Origin of the sequence: Pantoea sp. alder81, from assembly GCF_020179835.1 — a bacterium.
In the GTDB taxonomy this organism is placed as follows: Bacteria; Pseudomonadota; Gammaproteobacteria; order Enterobacterales; family Enterobacteriaceae; genus Pantoea.
In genome coordinates this window covers 640,989-663,466 of the sequence record NZ_JAIUDA010000002.1, presented here as the reverse complement: position 1 = coordinate 663,466, position 22,478 = coordinate 640,989, and the positions used below count along the sequence as shown (strand labels likewise).

The window sequence follows — 22,478 nt, the reverse complement described above, 5'->3', positions numbered from 1 at the left end:
GTGTATGAAAGCTTTTCAACATCCTGACAACCCCTTGCCGCCAGTGAGTCTCTTTTGAAATATCTCGTCTCCTTTCGTACCACGCTTCGCATCTCGCGCTATCTGTTCCGTGCGCTGGCGCTGCTGCTTTGGACGCTGGGTGCGTTGCTGACCACCTTCTTCATCATCAACGTACTGCACGAGAAAGAGAACTCGGTTCGTCAGGAATTTGACACTAATTATGGTCAGGCCGAATGGTATGTACGCCACTCGGCGGATGTGATGCGTGAACTGAAATACATTACGGAAAATCGCCTGAGTAACAGTAGTAACGGGCTGGATGTATTGAATGGTCTGCCTGCGGGTAAAAGTACCTTGCCACAGTTCACGCCGCTGTTTTCCGACGGTGATTGCACCTCAATGAGCAACACCTGGCGCAACTCGCTCGATTCGCTGGGTTACTTCATCAACTACTGGAAAAGTAACTTCACCTCCGCTTACGAACTCAACCGGGTGTTCTTTATTGGGGGTGAAAACCAGTGTCTGGCCGATTTCGCCATTGGTAACAACAATTCAGTCGATCGTGAACGGAGCCTGAAAGCCCTGCGCGAGCGCGTGCTGCACTATCGCAGCGGCAATGAAGAAGAGCGCCGTAATCCGATGTACTGGATTACGCCGAGCAGTCAGCCTGGCGTCGGCAATTTCTACATGGTGATGCCGGTGTATGTGGCTAACAAGCTGCAGGCGTTGCTGGGCGTGGAACAAAATATTCGTCTCGATGAGTTCATCCAGCCGGGCGGCTTACCGCTGGTTGCCACCATCACTGATGAGAACTACCGTCCATTGCTGAGTTCGCGTCGCGGTGGCCCCGGCTACTCGTTTGACGATCTGCCAGATGACAGCACCTGGTTTGGTTATCTGGATAGCTATCGCCAGTTAGTGCTGAAGAAACCACTGCCGCCGTCCAATCTTAACGTGGTGTGGTCACTCTCAACCGATGTGCTGGTGGATCAGCTCAAGCTGATGCTGATCAACGCCCTGTTGCTGAATATCCTCAGCGCATTGATCCTGTTCACGCTGGCATGGATATTCGAACGTCGCATGTTCCTGCCGGCGGAAGACAACGCACATAGATTGGAAGAGCACGAGCAGTTCAACCGCAAAATTGTCGCCTCGGCGCCGGTCGGCATCTGTATTCTGCGCACCAGCGATGGCACCAATATTCTGAGTAACGAACTGGCGCACAATTACCTGACGTTGCTGACGCAGGAAGACCGCCAGCGTCTGAATGAGATCATCGGGGGCCAGCAGGTCAACTTTGTCGATGTGCTTACCGGCACCAACACCAACCTGCAAATCAGCTTTGTGCATTCACGTTATCGTAATGAAAACGTAGCGATTTGCGTGCTGGTAGACGTCTCGGCGCGTGTGCGCATGGAGCAGTCGTTGCAGGAGATGGCGCATGCAGCAGAGCAGGCCAGCCAGTCGAAATCGATGTTCCTTGCCACCGTCAGTCACGAACTGCGCACCCCGCTGTACGGTATTATCGGTAACCTCGACCTGCTGCAAACCAAGTCGTTGCCGAAAGGCGTGGAAACGCTGGTGACGGCGATGAACAACTCATCGAGCCTGCTGCTGAAAATCATCAGTGATATTCTCGACTTCTCGAAAATTGAGTCGGAGCAGCTAAAAATTGAGCCGCGCCCGTTCTCGCCGCGTGAGGTAGTCAATCACATCGCCAGCAACTATCTGTCGCTGGTGGTGCGCAAACGTCTGACGTTATATGTCATGATCGAAAATGATGTGCCGCTGACGATGGATGGCGATCCAATGCGCCTGCAGCAGGTGATCTCTAACCTGCTAAATAACGCCATCAAGTTCACCCATACTGGCTGCATCATTCTGCATGCCTACGTTAAAGATGGCTATTTAGCGTTCCGCGTGCGCGATACCGGCGTCGGTATTCCGGCGAAAGAAGTCACGCGTCTGTTCGATCCTTTCTTCCAGGTGGGATCTGGCGTACAGCGCAACTTCCAGGGCACCGGGCTAGGTCTGGCGATCTGTGAAAAGCTGATCAACATGATGGACGGTGATATTGAGGTCGACTCTGAACCGGGCATGGGCAGCCAGTTTATCATCCGCATTCCAATTTACGCTGGACAGCAACCCGCGCCGCCGCTGCTGGATGGCTTGCAGGAAAAAGCTATCTGGCTGGACATGCGTAACGACTATCTTGCTGTCTTCCTGCTGCGTCTGCTGCAACAGCAGGGCATCGCGATAGCCCGTTATCAGGGCAGTGCCGGTAGTGATGATGTGATCATTAGCGATCATCAGGATACGGTGTCACAGCCCGTGCGCGCGCAGATTCACATCTGTGGCGAGCACATCGACATGCCGCAGGAAACCGCGCCGGGTCAATGGGTGCAGAGTAGCGCCATGCTGCATGATTTGCCTTCATTACTGGGGCGCATTTATCGCATTGATATTGATAGCGAAACCAGCACGCCGCTGCAGTTAGCAGCGCCGCAGGAAGCCAATCGTTACGATGACATCATGGTGCTGATTGTTGATGACCATCCAATTAACCGTATGCTGTTGTCCGAGCAGCTTGGCACGCTGGGCTACCAGACCAAAACCGCACAGGACGGCGTTGATGCGCTGAACGTGTTGAGTCGCAATCACATTGATATCGTGCTGAGTGACGTCAACATGCCGAATATGGACGGTTATCGCCTGACGCAGCGCCTGCGTCAGCTGGGACATGCCTTCCCGGTGATTGGCGTAACGGCTAATGCGTTGGCAGAAGAGAAGCAGCGTTGTATGGATGCCGGTATGGATAACTGCTTATCCAAGCCTGTCACACTGGATGTGTTGAAAGTGACGCTGGCAACTTACGCAGAGCGCGTGAGAAAAAGCAGGGAAGGGTAGTACAACAGAACAGGCGCACCGAAGTGCGCCTTTGTTATATCTTAATCTCTTTCAACCTGAGTCGCGCTCACGGAAGAGAGGTAGTTCAGCAGGGCGATATCGTTTTCCACCCCGAGCTTCATCATTGCCGATTTCTTCTGGCTACTGATGGTTTTGATACTGCGGTTCAGCTTTTTCGCGATTTCCGTTACCAGGAAACCTTCTGCAAACAGGCGCAGAACTTCACTCTCTTTCGGCGACAGACGTTTGTCTCCGTAACCGCCAGCACTGATTTTTTCCAGCAGTTTAGCCACGCTTTCAGGCGTATATTTTTTGCCTTTCTGCAGGGCTGCCAGCGCTTTTGGCAGGTCGGTCGGCGCACCTTGCTTCAGTACGATCCCTTCGATATCCAGATCCAAAACGGCGCTCAGGATCGCTGGGTTATTGTTCATCGTCAGAACGATAATTGAGAGATCCGGATAGTGACGTTTGATGTACTTAATCAGTGTGATGCCATCACCGTATTTCTCGCCTGGCATAGAGAGATCGGTAATCAGAACGTTGGCATCCAGTTTGGACAAGCTATTAATCAGTGCTGTTGAGTCTTCAAACTCACCTACAACGTTGACCCATTCGATCTGTTCCAGAGACTTACGGATACCGAACAGAACAATCGGATGGTCATCGGCAATAATTACATTCAGGTTATTCATCTTATGGGTTACCTTGCTGCAGCAGTTGGTTGACGTATGCGTCAATTTCACTGGTGGTATTTATAATGGTTAAATCGTCACATAGTTTTATGTGTTGTTCTAACTCTTCACAAAGCTGTTTACCTGGAACCAGATTTAGCATGGCGAACACGCCTTTCAGGCGATGTGCAGTCTGAGCAAGCGAGGGATAATCCTTCTCCGCTGCCTCAGTATACAGTCTCTTCACATCAGGCGGTACTGTCTCGGTAAACAGCTGGAAATAGCCTCCGCTCATTAACGGCGTGGCAGCCTCATCTTCACTACTTTCCTCCATCAAATCATGAGCCATTTGCTTTTCAATCAGTGCCAGCAGCGCGTCAAGCAGCGCATTACTGAGATTGAAATTGACCCGGTATTGCTGATCGTTCAATGCGTGGTGACCCATTTCGTCACCAGCTAATAACAGGGCCCAGCCATTAAGGCGGGCGGGATCGTCGGTGACCAGTACATCATGGTCTTGCCCTGATAAACGTTCATCAGAAGTCAGGCAATTCGCTCCCCAGTTCTCTAACTGGCGGCATACAATTTTGTGCACATCTTCAACGGCGATATCGACCAGTGCGGTTACACCTTCCAGCAGCTTCTCTTCCTGCTCGCCTTGCAGTTCCAGCGCGAGCGGTAGCTGAATATTATAGCGCGTGCCGATATCGGGTTTGGCAATGATCTCCAGCTGGCCACCCATTTGCTTGCACAGCTGTTTGCAGAGGAAAAACGCCATGCCGGAGGCCTGACCATAGCGATCCTGGGTGGTTTCGCCCAGATACGGGAAATCAACATTCGCCAGTTCATCGACACTCAGGCCTGAGCCGGTATCCACCAGATGCAGCAGCACCGAGTTGGGTTTGTCCTCACTGGCCTTAATCTCCAGCGTAATCTTGCCCCACTGCGTGGTGGTGAGTGCGTAGTGCATCAGGGTGGTCAGCACTTTGCGCAGTGCACGGCGATCGCCAAAGCGCATCTCGTCATTTGCCAGATGGTTATTAACCACCAGAGCCAACCCTTTACGACGCATCAGCGGCAGGGTTTCCAGCGCGATGTCGTCCAGCAGTTCCTGCAAATTAAACACGCTGGCATCCGGCGACCAGTCGTGCGCCTCCAGGCGGTTCAACAACACAATGTCATCGACCAAACGCGCGAGGCCCTGACTTTCATCCAGCAAATCCAGCACGCTCTCATCGTCATCACGCTGGCTGAGTTGCACCAGTTGCGCCACCATACTTTCCAGTGGGCGGTTCAGAGCGTGACCAAGATTTTGCATCAACTGCTGACGCATCTGATGATTACGATCCAACACCTGCTGTGCCTTTTGCAGCTTTTTATTCACCAGCAGTTCGCGGTCCTGATCGCGCATCATAAACAGCTGAGTGTGCGGCGACAGCACGCTGCGGGCGTGGCGGATCTCGTACACCTCGTTGTTGATGGTGGCCTGCAATACGCCCTGATGCTGATCGGACATATTGATGATTTTCTGCAGATTCAGGTGTGGCAACAGATGCTCGGCAATTTTGTTGCTCAACAGCGTGCGATTGGTGGCGAAGTCATACACCAGCAAACCCACCGGCAAGCTGGCGACAATCTCTTCATTCAGCATGCGCAGCGAATCTAACTCGGCGCTTTGGTTCTCATTCGGACGCAAGGACTGCTGGCGCAATAAGGTGATGCCGGCAATGGAAAGCAGCAGCAGCACCAGATTGATCAACAGCGGCCACATCAGGTTATGCAGGGTATCGATAGCGAGGCTGGTGAGCGGCACGCGATAAACCAGCTGTAACGACGTGCTGGGCAATGACGCCGCAATTTCCAGATTTGGATTCGCCAGCGACACATGAGTGGTTTCGCTGGTGGCATCGTCGCCGCTGGTGCTGGAAGACTGCGTGGCATCCTGAATCAGCTGGAAGTTTTCCAGCGGCATGCTGTGTGGGATCAAATCGTTGATCGGCAAATCGAAGGCGACCACCGTGGCGAGGTGGCCAGGCTGATTAAAGGTGGTGCGCAGGGTAAAGTAGTGATCGTTTTGCCAGGCGAAGTGGCGCAGCGGTGAGAAGCTTTCGCGTTCATCCAGGGCATTTGCCTGTTGCAACATCTCAGCGCGACGGCTGTCGACCAGCGTATTGATGGCGCTCTCTTTATAACGCGTCGCCATGTCTTTCAACGGCAGCGTCGAGATCATGATCAGGCTGTTGTCCTGACCATTCAGGAAGTACATCGACCAGGTGGGATTCTCAGCGCCCCACAGCGTATCGAGGTAATTGGACATGCGCATCGTCATATCCAGTGTGCTGCTGTCGTGAGACCCAAAGATCAGCGCTTCCGTTTTACGGCGCGTCTTTTCCAGATAGTAAACATCCGGGCGCAGGCGGGTTTCCTGAAGGTTGGCATTGGGCGCTGAGCCGGCCGCACTGGTGGCGAGATTTTCATAAATCTGCCAGGTGGCGAAACGCGAGGCATCGATACGTTTTTGCACCGCACGCGCTAAATCGGTCATCGCGTAACGCTTCTCGGTGATCCAGGCGTTGACACTGTTGTGCACCATGGCACCCAGCGCCAGAAACAGCACCAGGTTGAACACCACGAAGAAACGGGTAACGTTACCCGAGGTCAGCGGAAATTTGTAAGGCAGCATAGTGTCTCAGGATCCTGCGATTAGCGCGCCACCAGGCGAGCACTGGCGGCAACGGCCAGCAGCAGTAGGGCGATCAATAAAAATGCGCCACTCAAACTGAGCCACTGGGAAATAAATCCGATTAGAGCCGGACCTGAAAGAATACCTGCATAGCCTAATGTTGTCATGGCAGAAATCGCCAGATTCGACGGCATATCGTGTTGATTCCCTGCCGCATTAAACAGCATGGGCACGGTATTGGCTAAGCCGAATCCCACCAGCAAGAAAGCCAGCAGTGCAATCTGAGGCCACGGCAGCAACACTGCCAGCGTCATGCCCGCTGCAGCAGCCAACGCACCGGTAACCATCACGGGGTAACGGCCAAAACGTTGAATCACTTTATCACCGGTGAGACGACCGATTGTCATCGCCACAGAGAAGATGGCATAACCCAGCCCCGCGTGCGCTACGTCCATCCCGGCGTTTTGCAGCAACAGCAGCGCGCTCCAGTCGAGCACCGCGCCTTCTGCCAAAAACAGAATGAAGCACAGTAACCCCAGGAAGGCGACCCAACCGCGTGGGATCACCAGCCATGGCTGATCGGGCTGATGCAGACGTTCGGTCATTAACGTTGGCAGGCTGATCACCAACAGCACCACAATCAACAGCATCACCACCGCAACGGCTTGCAAGGGCGAGAGTCCACTGGCCAGCAACAGGCTGACACTACCGGCACCAATAATGCCGCCCAGGCTGAAGAAACCATGGAAACCCGACATCATCGGCTTACCTGCAGCTTTCTCCACTTCAACGGCCTGCAAATTCATGGCGACATCCAGCATGCCCAAGCCGGCACCGAAGATCATCAATGCCACCGCCATCAACCACATCTCATTAAGCTGGGTGAGCAGTGGCAGGATCGCCAACACCACTAAAGTGGAACATAACATCACCCGACGGCCGCCTACGCGGGCAATCAACGCACCGGTGATCGGCATCGCTGCCAGCGATCCCATGCCGAGACACAGCAGCAGCCCACCCAGAGAAGCACCGCTCAGTGCCAGGCGCTGGCTGGCATACGGCACCAAAGGCGCCCATGCCGACATGCAAAGTCCGGCGATCAGAAAGACGATGCGTGTTCCCATGTTGACACGCTGATGCAAATTATTGCGCTGTGCGGCGTCCAGTGCTGTCATAAAAGTCTTTTTCAATAGCCAATAAAGCGACGAAGTTTAGCATTAAAGCTGGTGTCACACCGCTGTTCAGAACCGGTGAGTTCAGAAAAGATGAACGTCAGAAACAGGCATATTACCGAGTTTTGGCGTGGCGTGACGCTTTTCCAGAACTTTCCTGGCGGCTGAACAGCCTTTTTGCTCTGAATCTTTAGTCGAAAATCGAGATTTCATGATTGAGCAGGATGAATATAAAACCATCAGCGGTAATAAATCATCGCTGCACTTCGGCTTAACCGATTGAATAAGAGAAAACTCATGTCGGTAAATAGGAGGGAGTCTGGACCAGAGTATTTTCCAGTATTCTTAGTTGCGCACAGAAATTAACATTGCAAAATGATGGCTAACGATTGAACAAAATGTGCGGAAAAATACAAATAATGCGCCGTAGAGATTGTGTTAATTTAACCCAATCAACTAACTTTACTCAAAATTACCGAAAGGTGATGAATTTTGGCCAAAAAAATGCCGGACAAACATGTCCGGCGGGAATTAGGGTAAAACAACTCATTCGGGGTGAATGAAGGGAATAATGAAATAAATGATGATAGCGGGAGTAATTGTATGCGCTGAGGTGATTTTAGTTTTATCATTCAGTGCGGCATGATATTGCAATGTAAAGTGTTGTTATTAAATGAATAAATAATCGATTATCAATATGTGCTGTATTTTTTGTTGATCCGTGCTGATTATAAGTTCCACTATATTTACATTTAGAAATAACTATTAAATACAATGAAACACTTTTGGAAATTTAGTATCATTTTCGTGATAGATTATTGCCCCGTATAAAATAACAATGGCTTGCCGGCTGAATTTTTAATCGTTCAGTTTGCAGTGGCATAAATAAAGGCACATTAAAGAGGGTAATAAAATGAAACGTCGCGTTCTCTCCCTGATGATCCCTGCATTGCTGGTTGCAGGTTCAGCAAGCGCAGCTGAAATTTACAACAAAGATGGCAACAAATTAGACCTCTACGGTAAAGTCGATGGTCTGCACTATTTCTCCGACAACTCAGGCTCAGACGGTGATCAGTCTTACCTGCGTTTCGGCTTCAAAGGTGAAACTCAGATCTCCGACCAACTGACCGGTTACGGCCAGTGGGAATACCAGGCAGCACTGAACACCTCAGAAAGTGAAGGCACCGCTAACAGCTTCACCCGTGTTGGTTTTGCCGGTGTGAAATTCGGTGATGCCGGATCCTTTGATTACGGTCGTAACTACGGCGTGATCTATGATGTCTCAGGCTGGACTGACGTTCTGCCAGAGTTCGGTGGCGATACCTATGGCGCGGATAACTTCATGTTCCAGCGCGGTAATGGTATGGCAACGTATCGTAATACCAACTTCTTTGGTCTGGTGGATGGCTGGAACTTTGCCGTTCAGTATCAGGGCAAAAACGATAACCCAACCGAGTCTACAACTGGCCGTGATGTGCTGGGTGAGAACGGTGATGGTTACGGCCTGAGCACCACCTATGACATCGGTTCTGGTTTCGGTATCGGTGCAGCGATGTTCCAGTCTGACCGTACTAACAACCAAAACACCGGTGCCATTCTTGGACGTGGTGATAAAGCAGATGCCTATACCGGCGCGCTGAAATATGACGCGAATAACGTGTATCTGGCCGCGATGTACACCCGTTCGTACAACGCGACGCGCTTTGGTTCAAGCAGCGCAACTTCTTACGGTTATGCGGATACTGCGGATAACTGGGAATTGGTGGCACAGTATCAGTTCGACTTCGGTCTGCGTCCATCCCTGGCCTTCGTCTCTTCTCGCGGCAATGTGCAGAACTACGGCGATCAGAACCTGAAAAAATATGTTGATGTGGGTGCGACTTACTACTTCAACAAAAACATGTCGACCTATGTTGATTACCAGATCAACATGCTGGACGACAACAACTTCACCAATGCCGCCGGTATCAACACCGATGACATTGTAGCGCTGGGTCTGGTTTACCAGTTCTAAGTTGCAGGATCTGTAGGGCGCGCCACGGTGCGCCCTTCGTCTCCCTTCGGGCCGCCGCTATTGCAGTAATGGCATTAAGCGCACTCCGCAATACTTGCTCTCTCTTCAGCCTTTTCCCCAATTTGCGCCTGCACGATAGTTCCTTCGACTAACAACACAACTTACGCAGTTTTAAACTGCCCTTATGCTGGCAATTTCTCAGCGTTTCTCTTTTCTCAATGATTTATCAATAGTGGCAGGGCAGCGTGTGTTTCACCTGGCGGCAGGAAGACGCCCGGATGAACATCCGGGCGTGGGCGAGCTGGGAGGGTAAATTTACGATACAGGGCGCCATTTTTTGGCTTTTGGCGCGGGCGCCGAGGACGTATTGGGCGTCGGTGTACTGCCTTCCAGCGCAACGCCTGCCAGCGTAAACGCTGAGAAGCGCAGCCAGTGTTGCCAGGTTTGTTGTGTTTTCGTCTTATCCATTTTGCACCTCGCTGATATTCAACTCAGTCTCAACGGTGCAGAATTCATGCCAGATCACCGCTCTCAGCGCCACGCGGCCTCAAACTAATTTGCTACACTCCGGCAGCGCTGAAGCGGTGCATATTATCAATCCATGGTGCAAAAATTTAACGTTTGCGCGAAGGGTAATGCTGAATCAAGCGATGGCGATAGTGTTGCCAGCAGCGGAAAGTCCCGAAGATAAACAGAACGGCGGATACAGCGAGAATCATAAAAATCATCTGTCGCTCCTGTGTGGTTGGGGGCTTGAACGCTCCATCCTGTGGCAGTCTGGTATGAACATCAAGCAGCTTTAGCCTGTTTTACAAGCGGTTTATGCTTTGAAACAGGATGAATTAATGCGTTACAGATGAGGAAGTGATGGATATTAAGAATATTCTGCTAAGTGGTGTTATGGCAGGTGCGTTGATCGGCTGCGACCAACAGGCCTCCCGTAGCGCACTGGTTCTTGAGGGGAAAACCATGGGCACTCAGTGGCGTGTCAGCCTGGCGGGCGTGGATCCCCAACGGCAGGCGGCTTTGCAGCAGGCTATTCAGCAGCAGCTTGATCGTGATGACCAGGAGCTCTCCACCTGGAAGCAGGATTCAGTTTTGTCGCGCTTCAACCAGTATCAGGGTAATCAGCCGCAGCCGATCAGTGCGGATATGGCGGATATCGTGGTTGAAGCTCTGCGCATTGGCCATAAAACCGAGGGTGCGATGGATATCACCGTCGGCCCGCTGGTCAATTTGTGGGGGTTCGGCCCCGCCAAACAGCCAGCTCACACCCCGAGCCAGGGGCAGATTGATGCAGCGAAAGCGCAAACCGGCTTACAACATCTGCATGTGATTCAGAGCGTGGACGGGCAATGGCTGCAGAAAGATCTGCCCGCCCTGGATGTCGACCTTTCGACGATGGGGGAAGGGTACGCCACCGATCATCTGGCGCGATTGATGGAGCAGCAAGGCATTACCGATTATCTGGTCTCAGTGGGCGGTGCGGTGCTAACCCGTGGGCAAAATGCCAGCAACCAGCCCTGGCGTGTAGCGATTCAAAAACCGACCGATCGTGAAAACGCCGTCGAGGCGCGCGTTGACTTACAGGGGCACGGTATCAGTACCTCAGGCAGCTATCGCAACTATTATGAACTGGACGGCAAACGCATTTCACACGTGATCGATCCCGCGACCGGACGACCCATCGAACATAAACTGGTGTCGGCCACCGTGATTGCCACCACTGCGCTGGAAGCCGATGGCTGGGATACCGGATTGATGGTACTGGGAAGCGAGCGGGCACAAGCGTTGGCACTGAAAGAGCATTTGGCGGTTTATCTGATCAGCAAACAGGGTGACGGCTTTACGCACTGGATGTCGCCCCAGTTCAAATCTTTCCTGATCGATCAGGAAAGCAAATAACGGCAGGAGGCGCAGATGTTGGATCTGTTTAGCGAAGAGGCGCCGTGGCAAGAGCCGCTGGCGGAAGGCGCAGTGATTTTACGCCGCCGCGCACGCGACGATGCGGACGCATTGCTGGCGGCAATACATGACATTGCCAGGCAAAATCCCTTTGCTCATCGCATCACACCCGGAGGGCATCGCATGTCGGTGGCGATGACCAACTGTGGCGATTTAGGCTGGTCAACGGACTCGCGCGGCTACCAATACACTGAGCAGGATAACGCCAGTGGACACAAATGGCCGCCAATGCCTGCGCTGTTCCGCACGCTGGCGCAGCAAACCGCGCAGGAAGCGGGATTCTCCGGCTTTAACCCGGATGCCTGCTTAATCAACCGCTACGAACCGGGTGCCAAACTCACGCTGCATCAGGATAAAGACGAGAAGGATCTGCGTCAGCCGATAGTTTCAGTGTCCTTAGGGTTGCCTGCGGTGTTCCAGTTCGGCGGTTTTGAGCGCGGTGATGCCACGCAACGCGTGTTGCTGGAGCACGGGGATATCGTGGTGTGGGGCGGTCCTTCGCGCTTGCGCTATCACGGCATTCTGCCGCTCAAACCGGGTATTCATCCGGCGGCGGGCGCCTTTCGCTTTAACCTCACTTTTCGCCGCGCCCATTAACGGCGCGGTGAATGAGAATTGATCTTGCTATCATTCGACGCGCCATTAAACTGCAGGCTGCTTGGTTGACCTCCGGAATCTGTTAATGGCATTGCTGCAAGTGGTTTATCGCCAGTATCGCTGGCCTTTTATTGGCGTCATTCTGCTTACGCTGTTAAGCGCCGCGCTCGGCATCGGCTTAATCGCCTATATCAATAACGAGCTGATCGTCGCGGTAAATACCTCGATTTCGGTGCTGCCGAGCTTTCTGGGGCAGCTGTTTCTCCTGATGGCCGTGACGCTGGGTTCGCAACTGGCGTTAACTCAGCTTGGCCACCACTTTGTCTGGCGGCTGCGCGGTGAGTTCATCAAACGTATTCTGGACACCCGCGTTGAACGCATCGAACAGATCGGTAACGCGCAACTGTTGGCGGGACTCACCAGTGATGTGCGTGCGATAACTATCGCTTTTGTCCGCCTGCCGGAGCTGATTCAGGGCATCATTATTACCATGGGTTCCGCGCTCTATCTGGCGTGGCTGTCACCAAAAATGCTGCTGATAACCTCCCTGTGGTTAGTGATCACGCTGGTGGGCGGCTGGCTGCTGGTGTCACGCGTTTATCAACACATGGCAAAGCTGCGTGAAATCGAAGACGATCTATACCGTGATTTCCAGACCATCATTGAAGGGCGCAAGGAGCTACAGCTTAACCGCGAGCGTGCGCAGATGATTTACGACAGCGTCTATCAGGAAAACGCCACAAGCTATCGCCATCATATTGTTCGTGCCGACACCTTCCATCTCAGCGCGGTTAACTGGTCAAATATCATGATGCTGGGCGCGATTGGCATTGTGTTCTTTATGGCCAATGGGCTGGGCTGGGCGAACACGGCGGTGGCTGCCACCTATTCACTGACGCTGTTGTTCTTACGTACGCCGTTACTGGCGGCGGTGGGAGCCTTGCCGACCTTACTCAGTGCGCAGGTCGCCTTCCGTAAAATCAACACCTTCGATCTCGCGCCTTACGATGCCCAATTCAAAGCGCTGCCACAGGTGAGTGACTGGCAAACACTGGAGCTGCGCGATGTCTGCTTCCATTATGGCGAGCACGGTTTCCAGGTTGGCCCGATTAATCTGACGCTGCAACGTGGCGAGTTAGTGTTCCTGATTGGGGGCAACGGCAGCGGCAAATCGACGCTGGCGATGCTGCTCACTGGCCTGTATCAGCCACAATCGGGCAGTTTGCTCTTAGACGGTAAAGTGGTCGACTGGCACAACCTCGATGCTTACCGTAAACACTTCTCAGCGGTGTTTACCGATGTACATTTGTTTGATCGCCTGATCAGTCACGGCGGTCAGCCAGCCAATCCTGGGCTGGTGCAGCAGTGGCTGGAACGCCTGAAGATGCAGGACAAACTTAAGCTACAGGGCAATAAGGTGCTGAATCTGCAGCTCTCTAAAGGGCAAAGCAAGCGACTGGCGCTGCTGTTGGCGGCGGCAGAAGAACGCGACATCCTGCTATTGGATGAGTGGGCCGCCGATCAGGATCCGCATTTCCGTCGTATCTTCTACCGCGAACTGCTGCCATGGTTACAGGCGTCAGGTAAAACGGTGTTTGCTATCAGCCATGATGATCACTACTTCATTCATGCCGATCGGTTGCTGGAGATGCGCGAAGGCCAGCTTAGTGAACTTACCGGTAACGAACGTGAGATGGCCACGCTGGATGCGGTGAAGCGCACCGACACCGGCCATTAACGACAGTCGGGAAAGCTTAGCAAAAACCGTTATTGGGCAAGGGGTTGTCTGACGGGTAAGGTAAGTTTCAACGGAGATTCCTCGTCTCTGTCTCCCTGGAACACTTCTGTCGTCTTGTGTTGTCACCGGCTTAGATTGATTCTGAGCCGGTTTTTTTATGGGTTGTTCAGTGGATGAGCGATCAGAGTGATAACGCGGTCGCCGCGCCGCCAGAAGTGCGCCTGCAGGCGTGTACGGGCGTTAAACTCGCGTGAAAAGTCCTGCGTCAACGTGAGCGTGGCGCGGCCTCGCGCCAGATCCCACTCCAGTAACTCCGCTTGCAGAAAATCCATCGGCTGATGCAACTGTGGCCACAACGCTTTATACACACTCTCTTTTAGCGAAAATAGCAGGGTGGCCGCCGCGGCAAACGGCAGTGTTTCTGATGCTAATCGCTGACGCTCTGCACTGCTCATCAGCATCTCCGCCGTTTCCTCTGCGGTCTGTTCCTTCATCACTTGCTCGACATCCACCCCGATGCACAGAGGTTCCCGAGTTGCTGCAATCACAGCCATCTGCTGCGAATGGGAAAGTGAGGCCTGAATCCCCACGGGCCACAAAGGCGAGCGGTCGGGCGCATTACGCAACACAAAATCAGGCATCGCGAAGCGTGACAGCATCTGCTGTGCCAGCCAGCGGCTGGCTAAATGTTCAGCTTTACGCTTGGTCACGACATTTTGTAGCGCTATTGGAAGCGGAAGTTGCCATTGTTGATGCAGGTCGCTGTGCCATGCCTGCTGATTAAATTCGCACCATGCAATGGCAAGCGGTGACTGCGTTATTGCCGCAGCGGTGATAAAAGGAGAAGAGGGGAGTGCAAGAGGAATTTCAGAAGCAAACATTAAGCATCACGGCTGACGGTTAAAACGTTATTTTTACCCGTCAGCCGTGAAAAGCGCAAGCCAAAGCGGCTCACACGCGTTTAGTGATTAGGCGGAATGGACATGCCTTTAATCTGCACCACAAAGTGCTCATTGCCTTTGGTAATGCGTGCACCGCGGTCACACCACCGCGAAGCCAGGCGGAAAAAATCGTCGCTGCCGATATCGTAAGCCAGTTCTACTTTACTGATACCTGAGTGCAGGAGTTCTTCCGCGTCCTGCAGGTTTTTTGCTTTGATGACCATAATAGGTGTCCATCGAAAAACAGGAAGGATTAGAGTAATTAAACTGTATGACAGTTTTGTTTCAATCAGGTGAAATGCTGTCATATTTGATGAAAAATGTGATCCCGCTCCGCTTTGATTGCTTTCGGTAAGTGATTGAATTTTTGACGGAGGATTTCTCATCAAATCGATTTTCCGATAATACTGAAAGGGTTAACCAAGGAGGCCATTATGGAAATATCCCGTCTGGAAACACCCCGTTTACTATTGCAACCGCTGCAAAGCGAAGATGCGATACAGGTGCAGCAGGTTTTTCCCCGTTGGGAGATTGTGCGCCATCTGATTGGTTCCGTGCCCTGGCCTTATCCTGATGATGGCGCCCGTCAGTATATTGATGGCATGGCGCTGCCCGCGATGAGAGCAGGGCAGGCATGGCACTGGAGCCTTCGCCATCGCTCTGATCCCGACAGCTTAATTGGCTTAATCTCGCTGCGTTTGGGGGAGGAAGATAACCGTGGATTCTGGCTGGTGCCCGAATGGCAGAAGCAGGGATTGATGAGTGAAGCCTGTGCAGCGGTCACCGAATTCTGGTTTACTCACCTCGACCAGACGCGTCTGCGCGTGCCCAAGGCAATGGATAATCTGGCTTCTCGCCGCATCTCAGAACGCACCGGCATGCGGTTAGTCGAGACCTACCGCAAAACCTTCGTGGAGGGCGAGTTAGAAGCAGGAACCTGGGAGCTGACGCGTGAAGAGTGGCTGGCGCAGCGTGGTAAGGAGTAGTGGCCTTCAGATAGCAAAAAAGCAGCCATAAAGGCTGCTTTTTTTGGGATTTTGGTCGGCACGAGAGGATTTGAACCTCCGACCCCGGACACCCCATGACCTACTTGGAACTTCATTAGGTCATGGTATTCCTTTTCATAGCAGCATTCACACAAGAGGAAAATGTGAATGGCTGCAATAAGACAACTACCTTCTGGCAAGTGGAATGTTCAAATAAGAATCGCTGGACGTAAACCTGTTTCATCTACTCATCTGACACGAGAAAAAGCTCAAGCATGGGCTAAATCTCATGAGCAAAATCATCCCAATCAAAATTTAGACTCGCCCCATCGTGGCAGACCCAAAATCAACACTATCGCTAAGTTAGCACCAGACTACCTCAAGGAAGTTATGACCATAAGCGGGAAACAACGTGGAGGTTATGAAGCCATTATGTATAAGCTCAACACACTATCGGGTTACTTCAACGACACTCAGATTGAATGCATCACAAGTGAAGCGGTGGCTGGGTATCGCAGCAAACGCATGGAATCTGTGGCTGGCAGCACTGTGCGACTTGAGATGCAGTTACTTTCGCGATTATTGCGTTGGGCGAGTGCTGAGAAAGGAATCAAATGTGAAGATGTGGTGCAACCAGTTAAGTTACCGCCGCCTGGAAAGCCACGTGAAAAGATTATTGAACCTCTGGAATATCAGATGCTGCTTGATGTCATTAGTCTGCGAATTAAGCCAATTGTGATACTTGCATACGAAACTGCGATGAGGCGTGGTGAGATTTTGAGTGTGAGACCCGACATGGTGAACTTCAAACTGAGGGTTATCCATCTGACGGAAACAAAAAATGGCGAAAGCCGAGATGTTCCACTCTCATCAGTAGCATTCTCCTTATTAAAAGAGCTATGCGATGGCAGAGATAGCGACCAGATATTGTTTCCATACGTGGATTACACGGTTTCACAGGCATTCAGAAGAGCTGCAAAGCGTATAAAATTATCTGACGTGTGTTTTCATAGCCTAAGACACACTGCGATCACTCGCTACGCTGAGAAAGGGCTAAACACAATTCAGCTACAGTGCATTTCTGGACATAAAAGTATCGGAATGCTGGCACGATATAGTCACTTAAAAGCAAGTTCTGTAGCAGTCTTAATGGGGTGAAAATTTAAACCCGGAATAATTTTTATTAATGTCTGATTAGTTGTTAAAATAAAGCCCACCAATGGCGGGCTTTATTATCAATTATTATGCAAGAGCTTTTTTAGTTGTTTTGACTCTATAGAATTCAAGAACTTCTTCAACTACATAGCTAATGTGATGGTTAGTGTCGAAACCAATCCAATCCTGAGGCCTACCCTTGAGTTTCTTAAGGCTACAATCATTAATTTTCTCGTCTCCCCATGAAAAAGGAACCCCTAAGTAATGTTGAGAACTAACAATAACTTTTGCAAGATCGTAGATTTGATCTCCCTTGTTTCCTTTCTGCTTAGAGTGACCTCGGGCGACAAAATATCTATTGTTTATGGTATACCTAATCTTACCGTTAGCATGTGTAGCAGGAATATCATCCGCTGAGCTTGGGTTTCTTATTCCATAGTCCGCAAAAATGAGATCTTCAAAGTTTTCGTCCAGCAATGTCTTCCAAACAACCATTTCACGCCTGTCAACATAACCGGTTGAGTCTTCATCTTTAACTGCTTCATTAATGAATGTAGGAAAAGATGCACCTGCAATCATTTTTGCACCAAAATAAAATTGCTCAACAACCTTAAGAAGATGATGCATATCAGCGAGAAGAGAAACAATTGATTTTTTTGTTACATCTCCAAAATCAAAAAGGATAATCATTCGTTCACCCGTTAGGTGAAGTTCATGCATTATTTTCTCAATACTTTCAATGAAATGCTCTTCATCATATGAATCTTCAATGGTCTCAGAGTCAATGCGTAGACAATATAATGTGTCTCCAGGTACTGATAGGTTTCTCAGTGAGTTCTGATAATCAATATCTTCCCAGCGATCTAAGCCGATAACAGGATAAACCTTCAATCCATTCGATGATAATTTTCGAAACACATAACTGTATACATGTTCACCTGTCTCAGTATAAACGTTTGGTTTCCATTCAAACTGGTCAAAAAATATGCTTGAGGAATTGCATGAGGCTTTGATATCACGACAAACTTTATCGAGATAGTCTTTTTTAGGTTGTGTTGAACCGCGTAAATAGGCAGCTTCGCTAACCTTTTTGGTAAATTTCGGAATTTCAAAAAAAGGAGTTATTTTTTCCGAGTAAATAGGTTTTAGATTATCCAAGGCCGAAAATTCACCTGGCTTTGCTTTAAGAATAGGAACGTAAGTAGGGTACATAGACGGCCTCCTAAAATCACTCGTTAATAACAATAGCTAAAATTTTGCTTACTTCGCCTTGTCCAATAAGATCCGAGAACTGTCGGTAATTGCCTGATTCTCTTCTTAATCTCCCCGCTATTATTGCAGGAGTGATTTTTAATTCCCGTGATAAGGTATCAATGCTTTCTTTTGATGGGGATATATAAGCATCGCTGCGTTTCCAAATTGCTCTTGGAATAAAGGACTCTTTTGCTAATCTATTTGCCTCTGCTTCTTTTTTATCGTCAGAGGATGCATCCAAGTCGTCTATGAAAGTTTCTTCATTATGAACGTGTTTCCAAATATGGACTACTTCATGAAGCAAGGTAAACCAAAAATTATCTAAACGGTCATGTCTCAATGTAAGGCCAATGATTGGCAGCCCATCTATATCTTTAAGAGCCGCACCATCGATACGAGTACCTTTTAAACTTGGTTCAATAATCACAGCAATTCCATGTTTTTCAAGAAATTCTATGGCAAGCAGCGGTCCTTTTTCAAACCAACTGAGTTGCGCCAAATCCCTTAAGAAACCTGTTGATAGAATAGTAGGATCAAAAAGATCAAGCTTAGATTTTTTCTTACGTGCTTGTTGCACCACTCTGCTGACCCATGCAAACAGCGCATACTTTGTTGCAGGTGAATAAGCATCGCCAGAAAGCGTCCGTTTGAACGAAACACTGCTACTTGCCTGCCAACCCACTTGATCAATGAAGCTCTTTATAATTTCTTCGGTATTTTTCTTCGTTCTATCAACTATATCTGGAAGCCAACCTCTGTTAATCATTTCCTTAACTGGAAATTTAGACCAGTCAATGTGATCGTCAGAAGAATGCTCATTCACAGCATTTATCCCAACTAACGTATCTGTGGAAATACCCAGCCCAATAGAAAGTGCTTTGATCATAGACACAGTCAAAGGTCTTTTGCGTGCAAGTATTTCCGAAACTCTGCTCCTTGTTCCCAGATAGGGTACAAGATCGACCTGCTTTAGACCTTTTTCATGCATTCTGAAAAGAATGGCATCGATAGGATCCGGAAGTTCGATTGGATACTTTGAGTTCTCATATGCTTCAACAATAGTTATTAACAACTCCAAGTCTTCATGCGCCTTGGAATGAATAGGGGGCATTTCCAACATTAAGGAGTGAATTTCCTTCAAATACTCCTGATGCTGTTGCTCTGTTTTTATTACTTTGATATCCATTACATTACCTTTGTTGAGGTAATAAGCACCAGTAACATGTTGAAATCAATGATAGTTTCAACAGCGATGTTGCTACCATCAACTTTGAATATGAAAGAGCGTCCATCAACACTGGAGGCGTTTGGAAACTGGTTCATAACATCATGGACTGATTTCCAAACCACTAAATCTATCTCTGCTGCCCATGCATTGATCCAAACAATGCAGGCAGGTGTGGTTTTCTTTAACTCATCCAGATGATTTCTTCCGCACAATCGCATAATTTGTTCCTAATATGGGAACATCATAGTGTTCTCTGTTTGCTGTGTCAACTTGTTCCCAAAAGTGGAACTCAAGAAATTTAAGTGGTTACATTTTACCCTGTTACAGTAATTATTTTCATGAATTCAATCAACAGAATAGACATTTTATCTCTTAGAGATTGTAACGTCACATACTGTTCTAACCAGTAAATCAGCCATCAATCGATTGATTTTTCTACATGCTTCGTCAACCTGAATCCGCTGTATCGAAGGTTTTCACGCTTGGGCAGTGTTTGCTCCGCGTCACATAGCTGAATGAGTAAATGGAATTTTCATAACGGCATAAGGTTTTGCTGTTTGCTGTCTCCTCTTGTTCAGTGAGTTGCATCGTGATCCGGCCTGCGTGTGCTGTCAGTGGCTGACATGCCAGAAGGGCCATTAAGGTTAATGTTGTTGTACATTTTTTCATCTTTTCCACCCCGTGTTGTTAAATGTTCAGATCGTAGGTCTGATTCACTTCATCTTGTGTAATATCGAGATACGTCATGGTAACTGCCGGGCTGCTGTGGTTCAGCATTTTGGATATTGTCTCGATAGGTACACCACGTTCCCACAATGCACGCCCGCGACACTTGCGGGCACTATGTGTTCCGATGTTCTTATCCGTGACCATCTCCCCAGCCTCACTGAATGCCCGGCTCGCCGATTCTCTGGAGACTGGCCTCGCAGCCTGATTCTTCACCCGGTTTGATCGGGACTGAAACAGGAAGATATCCTCGGGATATGCCGCACGGCGGCGGTTGATGATCTCCCGCGCCTTTTCGTTAATCGGGATAACCCGCGCCTTTTTGGTCTTGCCCTCTGTGATGCGAATCTCCGTCCCGGCAACATCTTTATAAGTCAGTGCCAACAGATCACTAATGCGTAACGCCAGGTTGAGATTAAGCGCCCAGGCGTCTGCGTAGGTCTCATTGCGATACCTCAAAACCTTCTCAATTGCCGCTGCTTCCTCCAGCGTTGGCGCGTTGGTTTTTGCCATGATTTGTTTCTCCGTAATTGTTCCTATGAGTGAATTATTGATCGCAACATGATCATTTTAAAGGGTTTTTTTAATCATTTTTATTAGGTCACAACAAGTGTGATGGATGCAACCCCCGCCGGGAGGTATACCAATAAGGGGCTATGCCGAAGACGGGCAGGCCGGAAAATATCCTTCGGACTCAGAGCACGGTTAAGTGCCTGTTTGGCTGGCTCAATAAAAATGAAACATAATTTCAAAATATCTTACTGGGTGATCGTTCGAGTCCTCGCCCGGTTCCCCGGCTCTTGGCTGAACATCATCAATCTATGCGGTTATTGAGTTTTCATTCGCGTTTTCTGCATTTTTATTCTTTTAGTGACTGCATAAAACTACGGTACAGCGGCGGGAGAGACGGCGATGCGATAAAAGTTATTATCATTCAATGAGTTGCCTGTGTGCCTCCTTGCTTAGGTCACAGTTTTGAATAGTGTGACCTAACTTAGAGCGCCGCTTCGTCTCCTGCCTGCTGGCGGCAGATTTCCCACCAACATGACGCCTGGTGCTGGTGATGTGCCCCGGCTCCCGGCCCTGGCTTTGATCTCATTTCCACAACATGTACGGCCTCAACTCTTCCACTATCCGGCAACACTTGCCACGTTTCATCAGAAGCCCTTAGCGGCGTTTACCGTCGCGATCTGAATCACGATTACCACAAGCAAAGCGCCCTCCAGAACGCGTCCCATGTGCCTGAAAATCGGCCTGACTCTCATCGTTTCCGGCTTTGGCGAAGTGATTTTTTTTTGCAGAGAAATGAGGCGTTATGAGTGAATCCGGTTTAGCACCGCGATGAACAGGCAAGCCACGATATCGGCAGACAAAATTGACGAACCCCCGCCAGCCGTGGCGCTCAGGTCATACCGCTGTATAATCCCCACCATAGCGAAGGTCGATACTTGACCATAACCACGCGTGGCGAGTCGCCCAGACGGGGCGAAATAGGGCAGGTTACGGCGTATTTAGTTGCACTTAATCATTATTATCAGGCTATTTAATGGCATTTATTTTGAGAAAAGATCCGCCAGAGGTGGTACAGCACATCGTGCATCTGTTTCTGCATTACCAGTGGATGCGCTACCAACACGACGGCGTTTTGACTCGGCGTCGGTTCTGACCTGCCAGATTTCGACACTACTGGGGTAGGGACAGTATGGTGTCCCAGAGGGTGAGACAGTATGGTGTCTCTGGTGCGTGCGTTAGTAAAGATCCTCTACTAATAGAATCCACCACTGAATAAAGGTAAGTGGTAAATCAGCCATTACCACTGAATAAAGGTAAGTGGTAACCACTGAATAAAGTTCAGTGTACTAAGATCAGATAACTACGATCACTTAAAACCTTTGACCAGATCAGTAAAACCTTATGCGGTCTTCCCTGGCCGTGAAGACCTTACCGCAGGGCAAACGACAAACACCTTTAGAGATCGCCAATGTGATGGCTATCGTTCTGGCCTTGTTCAGTCGCTACGCTCAACGCTTCGCGATATCCATCGCCCATGCGGTGACTCGTTATCCTGTTCTGACCGAACAGGCTCGCCACCTTTTGGGCAGCAAGGGCGACAGCCCGCGCAGTAATTTGGAAACTGTCACGAACACGTAGTGTGAGAGTCAATGGGGCCGCGAGGGTGAGTGGGGAAGTGGTTAAGCAAGACCCACGCCAACTATACGTCCGCTGCGCCATCAAATCCTTAACGAAAGGGGTCTACGCGGCGCTGTAACACCTAACATAATATCGATGTAGCGGGTAGGCATCAGAACGCATTACAGAGCGCTGTAGAGCGTTTTAGCGTTAATCAAAAAGATCTTGACATTGAAATCAGGATTGTGCAATAGTAAGATGACGAAATAATTGTATATCTTTAAATATGCTTGCTATTTGTAAGTATCCCT

At 49.9% G+C, this 22,478-nt stretch carries 18 protein-coding genes; 8 read left to right on the top strand and 10 right to left on the bottom strand.

The annotated features are described in order from the left end of the window. Positions 1-54 precede the first annotated feature (54 nt). Positions 55-2,907: a two-component system sensor histidine kinase RcsC gene (gene rcsC, locus LBW88_RS07980; RefSeq protein WP_224931079.1), complete on the top strand. Its 2,853-nt coding sequence runs from the start codon at positions 55-57 to the stop codon at positions 2,905-2,907. A gap of 41 nt (positions 2,908-2,948) precedes the next feature. Here rcsC and rcsB read toward each other — a convergent pair whose 3' ends face one another. The 3 genes from rcsB to LBW88_RS07965 are packed head-to-tail and all read right to left on the bottom strand — an operon-like array spanning position 2,949 to position 7,436. Then, complete coding sequence (gene rcsB, locus LBW88_RS07975; RefSeq protein ID WP_034825012.1) at positions 2,949-3,599, bottom strand: response regulator transcription factor RcsB; 651 nt, start codon at positions 3,597-3,599, stop codon at positions 2,949-2,951. A 1-nt stretch (position 3,600) separates the two neighbouring features. Further along, complete coding sequence (rcsD, locus tag LBW88_RS07970) at positions 3,601-6,258, bottom strand: phosphotransferase RcsD (RefSeq protein ID WP_224932013.1); 2,658 nt, start codon at positions 6,256-6,258, stop codon at positions 3,601-3,603. Positions 6,259-6,281: 23 nt separating this feature from the next. Then, positions 6,282-7,436 carry an MFS transporter gene (locus tag LBW88_RS07965; protein WP_224931081.1) on the bottom strand — a complete coding sequence of 385 codons (1,155 nt, stop codon included), beginning with the start codon at positions 7,434-7,436 and terminating at the stop codon, positions 6,282-6,284. A gap of 910 nt (positions 7,437-8,346) precedes the next feature. Here LBW88_RS07965 and ompC point away from each other — a divergent pair. Then, the gene (ompC, locus tag LBW88_RS07960; protein ID WP_224931084.1) at positions 8,347-9,447 is read left to right on the top strand and encodes a porin OmpC; all 1,101 of its coding nucleotides are present in this window, start codon (positions 8,347-8,349) and stop codon (positions 9,445-9,447) included. 315 nt (positions 9,448-9,762) lie between these two features. On the opposite strand, the gene LBW88_RS07955 is transcribed toward ompC, so the two are convergent. Beyond that, on the bottom strand, positions 9,763-9,915 hold the full coding sequence (locus LBW88_RS07955) for a hypothetical protein (protein WP_224931088.1): 153 nt from the start codon (positions 9,913-9,915) through the stop codon (positions 9,763-9,765). 399 nt (positions 9,916-10,314) lie between these two features. Here LBW88_RS07955 and apbE point away from each other — a divergent pair, with 399 nt between their 5' ends. From apbE to LBW88_RS07935, 3 genes are all read left to right on the top strand, one after another. Beyond that, the gene (apbE, locus tag LBW88_RS07945) at positions 10,315-11,352 is read left to right on the top strand and encodes an FAD:protein FMN transferase ApbE (RefSeq protein ID WP_224931091.1); all 1,038 of its coding nucleotides are present in this window, start codon (positions 10,315-10,317) and stop codon (positions 11,350-11,352) included. A gap of 15 nt (positions 11,353-11,367) precedes the next feature. Continuing rightward, positions 11,368-12,009: a DNA oxidative demethylase AlkB gene (alkB, locus tag LBW88_RS07940; RefSeq protein WP_224931094.1), complete on the top strand. Its 642-nt coding sequence runs from the start codon at positions 11,368-11,370 to the stop codon at positions 12,007-12,009. Between the two features lie 85 nt (positions 12,010-12,094). Next, a complete protein-coding gene (locus tag LBW88_RS07935; protein ID WP_224931097.1) occupies positions 12,095-13,747 on the top strand; it encodes a multidrug ABC transporter permease/ATP-binding protein in 1,653 nt (550 codons plus the stop codon). Between the two features lie 155 nt (positions 13,748-13,902). On the opposite strand, the gene LBW88_RS07930 is transcribed toward LBW88_RS07935, so the two are convergent. Both LBW88_RS07930 and LBW88_RS07925 read right to left on the bottom strand, forming a co-directional pair. Further along, positions 13,903-14,628, bottom strand: coding sequence for a 4'-phosphopantetheinyl transferase family protein (locus tag LBW88_RS07930; RefSeq protein WP_224931100.1), 726 nt, complete (start codon positions 14,626-14,628; stop codon positions 13,903-13,905). A gap of 80 nt (positions 14,629-14,708) precedes the next feature. Further along, positions 14,709-14,912 carry a hypothetical protein gene (locus LBW88_RS07925; protein WP_034824993.1) on the bottom strand — a complete coding sequence of 68 codons (204 nt, stop codon included), beginning with the start codon at positions 14,910-14,912 and terminating at the stop codon, positions 14,709-14,711. A gap of 210 nt (positions 14,913-15,122) precedes the next feature. On the opposite strand from LBW88_RS07925, the gene LBW88_RS07920 reads away from it, so the two are divergent. Together LBW88_RS07920 and LBW88_RS07915 are read left to right on the top strand one after the other, a co-directional pair. After that, entirely contained in the window at positions 15,123-15,674 is a 552-nt protein-coding gene (locus LBW88_RS07920; protein WP_224931104.1) for a GNAT family N-acetyltransferase, read from the top strand. A 168-nt stretch (positions 15,675-15,842) separates the two neighbouring features. Beyond that, the gene (locus LBW88_RS07915; protein ID WP_224931107.1) at positions 15,843-16,832 is read left to right on the top strand and encodes a tyrosine-type recombinase/integrase; all 990 of its coding nucleotides are present in this window, start codon (positions 15,843-15,845) and stop codon (positions 16,830-16,832) included. Positions 16,833-16,916: 84 nt separating this feature from the next. Here the strand turns inward: LBW88_RS07915 and LBW88_RS07910 are convergent, their stop codons facing one another. From LBW88_RS07910 to LBW88_RS07890, 4 genes are all read right to left on the bottom strand, one after another. Next, positions 16,917-18,041 (bottom strand): beta family protein, encoded by a 1,125-nt coding sequence (locus tag LBW88_RS07910; protein ID WP_224931110.1) that lies wholly within the window; start codon positions 18,039-18,041, stop codon positions 16,917-16,919. 16 nt (positions 18,042-18,057) lie between these two features. Beyond that, positions 18,058-19,269 (bottom strand): ImmA/IrrE family metallo-endopeptidase, encoded by a 1,212-nt coding sequence (locus tag LBW88_RS07905; RefSeq protein WP_224931112.1) that lies wholly within the window; start codon positions 19,267-19,269, stop codon positions 18,058-18,060. Then, positions 19,269-19,529, bottom strand: a complete 261-nt coding sequence (locus LBW88_RS07900) for a type II toxin-antitoxin system HigB family toxin (RefSeq protein ID WP_224931114.1) — start codon at positions 19,527-19,529, stop codon at positions 19,269-19,271. The genes LBW88_RS07905 and LBW88_RS07900 overlap by 1 nt, the downstream gene beginning before the upstream one ends. Positions 19,530-19,998: 469 nt before the next feature. Next, complete coding sequence (locus LBW88_RS07890; RefSeq protein WP_224931128.1) at positions 19,999-20,550, bottom strand: tyrosine-type recombinase/integrase; 552 nt, start codon at positions 20,548-20,550, stop codon at positions 19,999-20,001. A gap of 1,401 nt (positions 20,551-21,951) precedes the next feature. Here LBW88_RS07890 and LBW88_RS07885 point away from each other — a divergent pair. Further along, a complete protein-coding gene (locus LBW88_RS07885) occupies positions 21,952-22,188 on the top strand; it encodes a hypothetical protein (RefSeq protein WP_224948296.1) in 237 nt (78 codons plus the stop codon). The last annotated feature ends 290 nt before the right edge of the window (positions 22,189-22,478 follow it).

Bases quoted from the DNA above. Each gene is read 5' to 3' on its own strand.
- rcsB (WP_034825012.1), bottom strand. From the start codon at position 3,599: ATGAATAACCTGAATGTAATTATTGCCGATGACCATCCGATTGTTCTG.
- LBW88_RS07965 (WP_224931081.1), bottom strand. From the start codon at position 7,436: ATGACAGCACTGGACGCCGCACAGCGCAATAATTTGCATCAGCGTGTC.
- ompC (WP_224931084.1), top strand. From the start codon at position 8,347: ATGAAACGTCGCGTTCTCTCCCTGATGATCCCTGCATTGCTGGTTGCA.
- LBW88_RS07955 (WP_224931088.1), bottom strand. From the start codon at position 9,915: ATGGATAAGACGAAAACACAACAAACCTGGCAACACTGGCTGCGCTTC.
- apbE (WP_224931091.1), top strand. From the start codon at position 10,315: ATGGATATTAAGAATATTCTGCTAAGTGGTGTTATGGCAGGTGCGTTG.
- alkB (WP_224931094.1), top strand. From the start codon at position 11,368: ATGTTGGATCTGTTTAGCGAAGAGGCGCCGTGGCAAGAGCCGCTGGCG.
- LBW88_RS07935 (WP_224931097.1), top strand. From the start codon at position 12,095: ATGGCATTGCTGCAAGTGGTTTATCGCCAGTATCGCTGGCCTTTTATT.
- LBW88_RS07930 (WP_224931100.1), bottom strand. From the start codon at position 14,628: ATGTTTGCTTCTGAAATTCCTCTTGCACTCCCCTCTTCTCCTTTTATC.
- LBW88_RS07925 (WP_034824993.1), bottom strand. From the start codon at position 14,912: ATGGTCATCAAAGCAAAAAACCTGCAGGACGCGGAAGAACTCCTGCAC.
- LBW88_RS07920 (WP_224931104.1), top strand. From the start codon at position 15,123: ATGGAAATATCCCGTCTGGAAACACCCCGTTTACTATTGCAACCGCTG.
- LBW88_RS07915 (WP_224931107.1), top strand. From the start codon at position 15,843: ATGGCTGCAATAAGACAACTACCTTCTGGCAAGTGGAATGTTCAAATA.
- LBW88_RS07910 (WP_224931110.1), bottom strand. From the start codon at position 18,041: ATGTACCCTACTTACGTTCCTATTCTTAAAGCAAAGCCAGGTGAATTT.
- LBW88_RS07905 (WP_224931112.1), bottom strand. From the start codon at position 19,269: ATGGATATCAAAGTAATAAAAACAGAGCAACAGCATCAGGAGTATTTG.
- LBW88_RS07900 (WP_224931114.1), bottom strand. From the start codon at position 19,529: ATGCGATTGTGCGGAAGAAATCATCTGGATGAGTTAAAGAAAACCACA.
- LBW88_RS07890 (WP_224931128.1), bottom strand. From the start codon at position 20,550: ATGGCAAAAACCAACGCGCCAACGCTGGAGGAAGCAGCGGCAATTGAG.
- LBW88_RS07885 (WP_224948296.1), top strand. From the start codon at position 21,952: ATGCGGTCTTCCCTGGCCGTGAAGACCTTACCGCAGGGCAAACGACAA.